An 11,053-nucleotide genomic window follows, 5' to 3' on the forward strand; every position below is an offset into this window, starting at 1 on the left:
GGATGTGGACGAATGAGACAGAATTTTGCTGGACGAGAGAGGAACTCCCGGTAAGGATTTGACAATACCGCCGTTACATTAAGTGAATTCCGCCAACGGCGGAATGATGTCCCACACGGGACGGAGAACAAGTGAGTTCGTTTGCTTCTCAGTTCTGCTGCCAACACGGCAGTAAGAACGCCCCGGAGATTGTTCCACTTGTTTCATCTGAACCCATCATGGAAGGGCCAAAGTGCCGATTCCGGAGAGAAGAGCGAGCCCGTCGGGATATCTAAAGTTGGAAACAGTTGCCAGAAGAAGCGCTTGACCTTTGCCAGCCAAATAGAGAAGAAGCAAGAACCTGCGAAAGACATCAAATACCGGAAAACGGATGGCCAGAAAGAGTGCTTGACCTCAACACGCCGAATAGAGAAGACCATGGATTCTGTGAACAAGGAAATGTGCCAATGTCACCGTGAAAAGTCTTGCTTGACCCGACGACCCTCATGTGAGGCAGCCCCAGACGAACGCACGGAAATGCGGTGTCCAATCTGCGCATGAGAGTATGCCAGCCGTCGCCTAAATGCCTTGTTTCCTACCTTGTGCATCAGCTTCACGCCTGTGCTTTTCGTCGTCAACGGCAGAAGGAAAGAGTCATGACCAAGGAACTTGCAAACGAACATAAGTGCTTTGTCGCTCTTCGCTTCGTGTAGTATCTGTGAACAGACACCGTCCAGATTTCAAATAATCTCATCGTTCCAGAAACGCAGCGTTTTGAAACTTGATGCTTTCAAATATTTATCGCGTTCCAAATCCGAGTCGGATCCTGAATGCTGACTCCCATCCAGCTCTATGATCAGCTTTGACCTAAAGCAGACAAAATCCACTAGTAGCCGAGAAGCGGCGCTTGTCGTTTGAATTTCAAACCACCCAATTGATTGTTTCGGATTGCTTGCCACAGCATGTTCTCCGCCAAGGTTGCGTCCCTGCGCATTTTCCGTGCATATGTTCGAATGATTGCTGGTGTGTTCTGACGGATATCTCAACCCCGTGCGTCATGCGACACAAATCTGTTCAAGCTCGTTTATGCGGCAAATACCGAAGTTGCCAAAATAATTAGCAGGATGAGATTTACTTCAGGATAGAGTAGGCTAGTTTTCTCGGGAACGCGCATTTCAGAAAACACTTTGAGGCGATATGGCAATTCACGCTGCAGTCTATCATCTGACACACTATAAATACGACCGTCCCATCACGCTCGGTCCGCAGATTGTCCGCCTCCAGCCAGCGCCGCATTCCCGCACGAAAGTTCTGAGCCACTCACTCAAGGTTAGCCCGGCCAATCACTTCGTCAATCTGCAACAGGATCCCTACGGCAATTTTCTCGCCCGGTTTGTCTTTCCAGAACCGGTGACGGAGCTCAAGATCGAGGTCGATCTTGTCGCGGACATGACGGTCTACAATCCCTTCGATTTCTTTGTCGAACCGGTCGCCGAGAACTGGCCTTTCACCTATCCGCAAGAAATCAGCGAAGACCTTTCTATCTATCTGAAGCCGGAACCTGCAGGTCCGCTGCTGCAAGCCTTTCTCGATACGATCGATCGAACCACCACCAATACGGTCAATTTCGTTGTGGACCTCAACGCGCGCATCCAGCGCGAGGTTGGCTATGTCATCCGCATGGAAACCGGCGTGCAGGAGCCGGAGACGACGCTCAACGTGCGCACCGGCTCCTGCCGTGATTCCAGCTGGCTGCTGGTGCAGGCCCTGCGCCATCTCGGGCTGGCCGCCCGTTTTGTTTCCGGTTACCTGATCCAGTTGAAGCCTGATCTGGTTTCGCTCGATGGGCCGGCCGGCACGGACAAGGATTTTACCGATCTCCACGCATGGTGCGAGGTCTATCTGCCCGGCGCAGGCTGGATTGGTCTTGATCCGACGTCGGGTCTCCTCACCGGCGAGAGCCATGTGCCGCTTGCCGCTACACCGCATTATCGCAATGCCGCGCCGATTTCAGGCATGGCGGAACCTGCCAATGTCGAATTCGGGTTCGACATGCATGTCACTCGCGTATCTGAACATCCGCGGATCACCAAGCCGTTCTCCGATGAATCCTGGGCCGCGCTAGATGCACTCGGCGAAAAGGTTGATAGCGTCCTGAAGGAGCGGGACGTCCGTCTTACTATGGGCGGGGAGCCGACCTTCGTCTCCATCGACGATTTCGAATCCGGCGAGTGGAATACGGACGCCGTTGGCCCGACCAAGCGTGAAAAGGCCGACAGGCTGATACGCCGCCTGCGTGAGCGCTTCGCGCCGGGCGGCTTCCTGCACTACGGGCAGGGGAAGTGGTATCCGGGCGAAAGCTTGCCGCGCTGGACCTTCGCGCTCTACTGGCGCAAGGACGGTAAACCGATCTGGGTCAATCCGGATCTGATCGCACCGGAAAACAGCAAGGCCGCTGTGAAGGCGGACGATGCGGGCAAGCTTCTCGTCGGCATCGCCAATGTCCTCGGCGTGGAGGAGGAGATGGTAGCGCCTGCCTTTGAAGACCCGGCCGAATGGATCGTCAAGGAAGGCAACCTGCCGGCAAATGTCGATCCATCCAATTCCAAACTGAAGGACCCCGAAGAACGCAGTCGCATCGCGCGTGTCTTCGAGCGTGGCCTGACCGAGCCGACTGGGTTCGTTTTGCCTGTACAGAGATGGAACAGCAAGGCGGTTGCCGGTCCGCGTTGGCGCAGCGAAAAATGGAAAACCCGGCGCGGCAAGCTCTTCCTCGTGCCGGGCGATTCTCCCGTTGGTTATCGCCTGCCGCTGGGAGCCTTGCCGCATGTACCGGCCTCGGAATACCCGTATATTGTGCCGGTCGATCCATCAGTCGAACGCGGCGCGCTGCCGGATTCTTTAGCGCAATCCGCTCCAGCCGCGCGCGATACGCCGCAAGCGGTGGCGTCGTTCACCGCGGCTGAAGGCACGCAACAGGAGCGTGTCGAACAGGAGCTCGGTGAAATCGGCGGTGCCGTGCGCACGGCGATCTCCGTAGAGCCGCGCGATGGCCGCCTGAGCGTGTTCATGCCGCCGGTCGAGGCGGTGGAGGATTATCTGGAACTGGTTGGCGCTGCAGAAACGGCTGCCGCAAAGCTCGGCCTGCCGGTCCACATCGAAGGTTATAGCCCGCCCCAGGATCATCGCATCAATGTCATCCGCGTAGCACCCGATCCGGGTGTCATCGAGGTGAATATTCACCCCGCTTCCAACTGGCGCGAATGCGTTGAGACAACGACGGCGATTTACGAAGAAGCGCGGCAGACCCGGCTTGGCGCCGACAAGTTCATGATCGATGGCCGTCATACGGGCACGGGCGGCGGCAATCACGTGGTCGTCGGCGGCGAGACACCGAACAACAGTCCCTTCCTACGCCGTCCGGACCTGTTGAAGAGCCTCGTCCTGCACTGGCAGCGCCATCCGTCGCTCTCCTATCTGTTTTCGGGCATGTTTATCGGCCCGACCAGCCAGGCCCCGCGTTTCGATGAGGCGCGTCACGACAGCCTCTACGAGCTTGAGATCGCCATGGCGCAGGTACCAATGCCGGGCCGGGGGACGCCGCCGCTCCCTTGGCTTGTCGATCGGCTGTTCCGCAATCTGCTTGTCGATGTCACCGGCAACACCCATCGCTCGGAAATCTGCATCGACAAGCTGTTTTCGCCTGATGGACCAACAGGACGGTTGGGGCTGGTCGAGTTCCGTGGTTTCGAGATGCCGCCCAATGCACGCATGAGCCTTGCGCAGCAACTCCTTGTTCGCGCACTGATCGCCCGGTTCTGGAACAGTCCGATAGAGGGTAGTTTCGTACGCTGGGGCACGTCCTTGCACGACCGTTTCATGCTGCCGGCCTTCGTCTGGCAGGATTTTCTTGATGTCTTGGCCGACCTTCGCCAGCATGGCTTTGATTTCCGCCCCGAATGGTTCGAGGCGCAACTCGAATTCCGCTTTCCATTCTGCGGCGAAATCGAGAATGAGGGCGTCAAGCTCGAACTGCGGCAGGCGCTGGAGCCTTGGCATGTCATGGGCGAACAGGGCGCAATCGGAGGTACCGTGCGCTTCGTCGATAGTTCGGTCGAGCGGCTTCAGGTCAAGGTGGAAGGATACAACCCCGCGCGCTACAGCGTTGCCTGTAACGGCCGTGAAGTTCCCCTGAAAATGACCGATCGCCAGGGCACGGCCGTCGCCGGCGTTCGCTACAAGGCGTGGCAGCCACGATCCGGGTTGCATCCGATGATCCCGGTCAACACACCGCTGGTCTTCGATATTTACGACCAGTGGTCGGGGCGGGCGATTGGCGGCTGCGTCTATCATGTCGCACACCCGGGCGGGCGCAGCTATGATACGTTCCCGGTGAATTCGAACGAGGCCGAGGCGCGCCGCCTGTCCCGATTCGAGCCGCGCGGGCATACGGCCGGGGGATATGAGCTCAGGAAAGAAACACCATCTGCTGAGTTCCCGATGACCCTTGATCTGAGAAGGCCGCGGCAGAATTGATTTTGGAGATTTTGCAAATATCCCCTCTCTTGCGATTTCTAGCATTTAGCAAGAGCTAAGATGCTGAAATCGCTTTCTCCCGCACAAGGGGGGAGTTAAGAGCGGCATCCCATACACACAAAATAACGACAGGCACTGACGAGAAACAATGTCACTAAGCAAGAAAGAACAATCTGTTTCACGTCAGGGCTTGCTTGCGAGCTACAGGCCATTGCCGAACATCGCCGACGAGATGATCGACCCGAGCGGCGCGGTTCGACCCGGTTGGGAGACGCTGCTTCACAAGCTCGACCAGATCGGCCCGGAAAAGCTGGCGACGCGGTTAGCCCGCGCCAACCAATATCTGCATGATGCCGGGGTGTTTTATCGCGTCTATGACGAGAACGGCACGCAGGAGCGCGAATGGCCGCTGGCTCACATTCCGATTTTGATCAATGAGGACGACTGGCGGGAGATCACCCTCGGTCTGGCGCAGCGCGCGGACCTGCTCGAAGACATCGTTGCCGACATTTATGGCGAGAACCGGCTGATCCGCGATGGTTTGCTGCCGCCTGACCTGATCGCTTCAAATCCGGAATTCCTGCATCCAGTGGCCGGAATAAAGCCCGCGAGCGGGCATTTCCTGCATTTCTGTGCCTTCGAACTCGGGCGCGGGCCGAACGGGCAATGGTGGGTGCTGGGCGACAGGACGCAAGCGCCGTCAGGCGCAGGATTTGCACTGGAGAACCGTGTTGCGACGACGCGCGCATTGTCGGATATTTCCGGGGCGATGAATGTCCACAGGCTTGCGGGTTTCTTCAAGGATTTCCGCGACTCGCTGCAAAGCCTTATCCATGACCAGCAAGGGAGGGCGGCGATCCTGACGCCCGGCCCGAACAACGAGACCTATTTCGAGCATGCCTATATCGCGCGGTATCTTGGCATCATGCTGCTGGAGGGCGATGACCTGACGGTCACCAAAGGCAGGGTGATGGTCCGGACCGTCTCAGGCCTCAAGCCGGTCGATGTTCTATGGCGGCGCATGGACGCCGCCTATATGGACCCGCTGGAACTGAAAGCAGATTCGTGGATTGGCACGCCTGGCATGGTCAGTGCCTTGCGCCAGCGCTCGGTCTCGCTGGTCAACGCGCTGGGCTCCGGCATCCTTGAGACCCGTGCATTGCTGGCTTTCCTGCCGGCCATCTCGCAGGCGCTGCACGATCGCGATCTGGCATTGCCAAGCATTGCCACGTGGTGGTGCGGTCAGGAAAATGAACGCAAACAGGTCATGGACCGGCTCAACCAGATGATGGTCGGCCCTGCAATGTCGACGCGGCTGGCCTTCGAGGACGTCAACGCAACCGTGCTCGGCTCGGCGCTCGATGACGAGGCGCGCAAGGCGCTGCTCGACCGATTGCGACAGGACGGGCGCGGGCTGGTCGGGCAGGAGGCGGTCAAGCTCTCGACAACGCCTGTCTATGTCGATGGCAAGCTGGAACCGCGGCCATTCGTACTGCGCGTCTTTGCGGCGCGCCACAAGGATGGCTGGAGCTTTATGCCAGGCGGCTTTGCTCGCGTCGGCTTTACATTGGATACGGCGGCAATCGCCATGCAGCGCGGCGGGCAGGCGGCCGACGTCTGGATTACCTCGAGCGGACCGGTGCGCAAGGACACGCTGCTGCCGCGCGAGGATGATACTTTCCGGCGCAATGTGCCGGGAACGCTGCCGAGCCGTTCGGCGGAAAACCTGATGTGGATGGGCCGCTATATCGAGCGCGCCGAAGGTACGGCGCGCATCCTGCGTGCCTGCCACGCCCGTTATGCCGAGGCGGCCAATATGGAACTGCCGCTGCTGACGGAAATGCGCGATCATCTGAAGTCGTTGGGCGTTAATCTCGACACCGCTATCCCAAAGGGCTTGCAGCGCTCCATCGACGGCGCGATGCTGAGCGCAGGGCGTATCCGCGATCGTTTCTCGCCCGATGGCTGGCTGGCATTGCGCGACCTTTCCAAGACGATCCATCGTTTTCAGGATGTGGTTTCACCTGGCGACGATACCACGCGCGCCATGACCATTATCCTGCGCAAGCTTGCCGGGTTCTCAGGTCTCGTCCACGAAAACATGTACCGCTTTACCGGGTGGCGTTTCCTTGAAATCGGACGCAGGCTTGAGCGCGGCATCCAGATGGCAAATATCCTTTCAACGTTTTCGCGGAACGATGCGGCCGATGGTGCGCTGGAAATGCTGCTGGAGATCGGCGATAGCGTCATGACGCACCGGCGGCAGTACAGCGTCTATTCCGGCCGGCTCAGTGTGCTTGATCTGCTGGCGCTCGATCCGCTCAACCCGCGCTCGATCATCTTTCAGCTCAATGCGCTGAAAACGGAATTCAGCCTGCTGCCCTCACGTGAGCCAGGTGCCAATATGCCGGAGTTTTCCAAGAAGGTGCTGCGACTGCATACGGATCTCGCGATCATCGAGGCTATTGACCTCACGCCGGAGAAGCTCAGCACGCTTGCCTTCGAGATCGGCACGCTTTCTGATACGATTTCAGACACCTATTTCGCCTGAAGACCGCAACCCATGCTCTACAACATCCGCCTTCATCTCCACTATGATTACGAACGCTCGGCAGCAGGCGGGCGGCATCACATCCGCGTCATGCCGCAGACCATGCCGAGCATTCAGCGCGTCATTGCTTCCACCCTGTCTTTCGATCCTGTCTCGACCGAGCGCTCGGAATTCACGGATTTCTTCTCCAACACAGTCACGTCGATCGTCTATCGCAATCCGCATGAAACCCTCGACGTGACGATGACCGCACGGGTCAATGTCACCCGTCCTCCGACAATGCTGGACGTTTCGCCCGACCTTGCCGGACTGCAAAAGGAGATCCGCAGCGTCTTGTCCATCGCGGCCGATGCGCCGCATCATTTCCTGACCAGCAGCAGGCACGCAGCGATCGATCCGGATATAACCGCCTATGCGGCGCAAAGCCTTGCCGGTACACGGACGGTGATGGAAGCGGTCAATCATCTCAACAATCGCATCCATGCCGACTTCACCTACGAGTCCGATGTGACCGATGTGCGCACGACCGCGCGTCAGGCGTTCGATTTGCGGGCAGGGGTGTGCCAGGATTTCAGCCATGTCATGATTGCCGGCCTGCGCGGTATCGGTATCCCGGCCGGCTATGTCAGCGGTTTTCTGCGCACCATTCCGCCGCCCGGCGAGGAACGGCTGGAGGGCGCCGATGCCATGCATGCCTGGGTGCGCGCCTGGTGCGGTCGCGAGGCCGGCTGGCAGGAGTTCGATCCGACCAACGCCATGGTTGCAGGCAATGACCATATCACTATCGGTTACGGCCGCGACTATGCGGATGTTTCGCCCATCGTCGGCGTGCTCAAGACCAGCGGATCCCAGGAAGGCAAGCAGTCGGTCGACGTTATTCCGATGGAGTGAACGTTGAACGCAATGGCCTTAGTGCGCGGTTCGACGGGGCTTCCCATGAGGGAACTGGGCTGATTGCAAGCCAACCCGCAACGTTGCAGTTTCGATCTCCCTGCAATGCCCAACACCCCTCATGGTGAGCCCCGTCGAACCGCGCATAATGGTTTTGTCAGCCGGAATAAATTTATTGAAATGGTTTTTCTTGGTTTCCCGCAATCCGGAGAATATGGTCTAATTCCTGAGCAATTCCTTACCAAGAATGGGATGAAATTCTGAAGTGCGATCCTTGCTTCCCATCCCGCCGCTCATGCTCACCACCGGGCCTGTGCCCGCCTATCCCGAGGTACTGGCCGCACTTGGAAAGCCGGTGCTTTACGACTATCACCCGGCGTTCCAGACCTATTATGCCGGTGTCGTTGAGAAATTGCGGCAAGCGCTGCAAATCGACAATGATCCGGTAATCATGCAGGGCGAGGCCATTCTCGGCATTGAGGCCGCCGCCGCCGCCCTCATCGGCAAGAACGACGTCGTCCTCAATCTGGTTTCCGGGGTTTATGGCAAGGGTTTTGCCAGTTGGGCGGCGCGCTACGGGAAGGAAGTCGTTGAACTCGCCGTGCGCTTCGACGAGATCATTGACCCTCAAGCTGTGCGCGAAGCCTTGCGCAGCCGCCCCGACGTTACTGTCGTGGCGCTGTGCCATCATGATACGCCGTCCGGCACGCTCAATCCTTTGCATGAAATCGGGGCGGTCGTCGCCGAGCACGGCGCCTTTCTGATCGTCGATGCTGTGTCCTCCTTCGCAGGCATGGATGCGCATCCGCAGGATACCCATGCCGATATCTTCATCACTTCGCCATCGAAATGCCTCGGCAGCACCCCGGGCTTGAGCCTGATCGCCGTCAGTGAGCGTGCGTGGGCCAAGATCGATGCCAACCCCGATGCGCCGCGCGGATCGTTCCTCAGTCTCATAGCGTGGAGAGGCGCATCGGAGCCCGGCAGGCCTTTCCCGGTAACGCCCTCCATTGCCGAAATCTATGGACTGGATGCAGCGCTCGATCGCTATGCAAGGGAAGGCCCGGCAAATGTGTGGACCCGTCATGCCCAGACGGCGTCTGTCGCACGGCAGGGGTTGCTTGGCCTTGGCCTGTCGCTGTGGCCGAAGCAGGAGGCTTGGTGCGCTCCGACGGCAACGGCCTTCAAAGTGCCCGACGGCACTAATGATGTGGCGCTGCGCGATAGCCTGCTGCACGACCACGGCATTCTGGTCTCGCTTGGGCGCGGTGAGACGGCGGGCAAGATCCTGCGCATCGGTCATATGGGCGCCTCCGCAGAACCGGCCTTCGCCCGCACCATCATTTCCGCGCTGAGCGGTATTCTATCCAGACCCCTCCACCTTTGACATAAGAGGATTACAACAATGTCCCGTATCCTGTTGAACCGACGCGCTTTTCTCACTGCGACCGCCAGCATCGGCGCGACCTCGGTCTTGCCGGAGCTGAGCTGGGCGCAAGCGGCAGCGCCTGTGAGAGGCGGGCGTCTGGTCGTGGCGGGGGATACCGAACCGGCCAACCTCAATCCGGCTATCGTCGCGTCGAATGGCGTCTTCTTCGTCGCAAGCAAGGTGATCGAGCCGCTGGCGGAGCAATCCTACGACGGCAAGGACGGGCTGTCGCCGCGTCTTGCCACGTCCTGGGGAGGTTCCGATGATGGGCTGACTGTGACGTTCAAACTGCGCGAGGGCGTGACCTGGCATGACAGCAAACCCTTCACCTCTGCGGATGTGGCATTCTCGGCGCTCGAAGTCTGGAAGAGGCTGCAAAACCTTGGACGCGTGGTTTTCAAGAACCTCGAAAGCGTCGAGACGCCGGACGACCACACTGCGATCTTCAAATTCTCGCAACCGACACCGTTCCAGCTCATTCGCAATGCGCTGCCGGTCGTCACCTCCGTCGTGCCGAAACATATTTATGAAGGCACGGATATTGCCAAGAATCCGGCCAATCAGAAACTGGTCGGAACCGGGCCATTCAAGTTCGGCGAATACAAGCCCGGTGAATATTATTTGCTCAAGCGCAATGACGCCTATTGGCAAAAGGACGAGCCACTGCTGGATGAGATTGTCTACCAGTTTCTGCCGGACCGCGCCGCAGCGGGGAATGCACTGGAGGCCGAGCAGATACAGCTCGCGGCGTTTTCAGCAGTGCCGCTCGCGGATATGGATCGAATTTCTAAGGTAGCGGGCCTGAAGGTCTATTCCAATGGTTATGAAGGGTTGACCTATCAGCTGATTGTTGAAATCAATCACCGTCGCAAGGAGCTTGCCGACGTCAAGGTGCGGCAGGCACTGGCGCATGCGATCGATCATGATTTCGTCGTGAAGACGATCTTTCTCGGCTATGCCAAGTCTTCGACAGGCCCCGTACCGGCCTATGACAAGACATTCTACGAGCCGGATGTGACGAAATATGCCTTCGATCCAGCCAAGGCGGAAGCGCTGCTCGACGAAGCCGGCTATAAGCGTGGCGCGGACGGAAACCGGTTCAAACTGAAACTGTTGCCAGCCCCATTCTTCAACGAAACCAAGCAGTTCGGCGATTATCTTCGTCAGGCTCTGGCAAAGATCGGCATTGATGCCCAGGTGGTCAATAACGACACGCCGGCGCATCTGAAAGCGGTCTACACGGACCATGATTTCGACATCACGGTCGCAACGCCGGTCTACCGTTCCGATCCGGCGATTTCGACGACGATCCTGTTCGAAAGCGGCCTGCCAGCCGGGGTGCCGTTCTCCAACCAGTACGGCTATGCCAATGCTGAAGTGGACAGGCTGATCAAGCAAGCTGCCTCCACGGTCGATGCGGGCAAGCGCGCCGGTCTCTACAAGGAGCTGCAGAAGAAGGTGGCCGACGACCTGCCGCTGATCAATGTCGCCGAATTTTCCTTCATCACTGTCGCACGTGATAGTGTGCAGAACGTCTCCGACAACCCGCGCTGGGCGGTTTCGAATTGGGCGAATGTTTGGATCAAGGGGTAGAATTCTGAATATCGGAGCTTAAAGCTGGTTATCTCTCCCCTTGAGGGAGAGAAAGCGATTTCAGCATCTTAGCT

6 protein-coding genes are annotated in these 11,053 nt (G+C 58.5%); 5 read left to right on the plus strand and 1 reads right to left on the minus strand.

Annotation, left to right across the window (positions count from 1 at the left end):
- Positions 1 to 719: 719 nt before the first annotated feature.
- On the minus strand, positions 720 to 938 hold the full coding sequence (locus tag AAAC48_RS21210) for a DUF559 domain-containing protein (RefSeq protein ID WP_340656088.1): 219 nt from the start codon (positions 936 to 938) through the stop codon (positions 720 to 722).
- A 238-nt stretch (positions 939 to 1,176) separates the two neighbouring features.
- Between AAAC48_RS21210 and AAAC48_RS21215 the strand changes: the two genes are divergently transcribed.
- From AAAC48_RS21215 to AAAC48_RS21235, 5 genes are all read left to right on the plus strand, one after another.
- Positions 1,177 to 4,515, plus strand: coding sequence for a transglutaminase family protein (locus tag AAAC48_RS21215; RefSeq protein ID WP_340656089.1), 3,339 nt, complete (start codon positions 1,177 to 1,179; stop codon positions 4,513 to 4,515).
- 148 nt (positions 4,516 to 4,663) lie between these two features.
- Entirely contained in the window at positions 4,664 to 7,066 is a 2,403-nt protein-coding gene (locus AAAC48_RS21220; RefSeq protein ID WP_340656090.1) for a circularly permuted type 2 ATP-grasp protein, read from the plus strand.
- Between the two features lie 12 nt (positions 7,067 to 7,078).
- Entirely contained in the window at positions 7,079 to 7,957 is an 879-nt protein-coding gene (locus AAAC48_RS21225) for a transglutaminase family protein (protein WP_340656091.1), read from the plus strand.
- 265 nt (positions 7,958 to 8,222) lie between these two features.
- A complete protein-coding gene (locus AAAC48_RS21230) occupies positions 8,223 to 9,344 on the plus strand; it encodes an alanine--glyoxylate aminotransferase family protein (protein ID WP_340656092.1) in 1,122 nt (373 codons plus the stop codon).
- An 18-nt stretch (positions 9,345 to 9,362) separates the two neighbouring features.
- Positions 9,363 to 10,979 (plus strand): ABC transporter substrate-binding protein, encoded by a 1,617-nt coding sequence (locus tag AAAC48_RS21235; RefSeq protein WP_340656093.1) that lies wholly within the window; start codon positions 9,363 to 9,365, stop codon positions 10,977 to 10,979.
- The last annotated feature ends 74 nt before the right edge of the window (positions 10,980 to 11,053 follow it).

The sequence above is a fragment of the Phyllobacterium sp. genome, assembly GCF_037994405.1.
In the GTDB taxonomy this organism is placed as follows: Bacteria; Pseudomonadota; Alphaproteobacteria; order Rhizobiales; family Rhizobiaceae; genus Phyllobacterium.

What these genes read in the sequence shown, in the direction of transcription:
- AAAC48_RS21215 (WP_340656089.1), top strand. Translation starts at nt 1,177, where the DNA reads ATGGCAATTCACGCTGCAGTCTATCATCTGACACACTATAAATACGAC.
- AAAC48_RS21220 (WP_340656090.1), top strand. Translation starts at nt 4,664, where the DNA reads ATGTCACTAAGCAAGAAAGAACAATCTGTTTCACGTCAGGGCTTGCTT.
- AAAC48_RS21225 (WP_340656091.1), top strand. Translation starts at nt 7,079, where the DNA reads ATGCTCTACAACATCCGCCTTCATCTCCACTATGATTACGAACGCTCG.
- AAAC48_RS21235 (WP_340656093.1), top strand. Translation starts at nt 9,363, where the DNA reads ATGTCCCGTATCCTGTTGAACCGACGCGCTTTTCTCACTGCGACCGCC.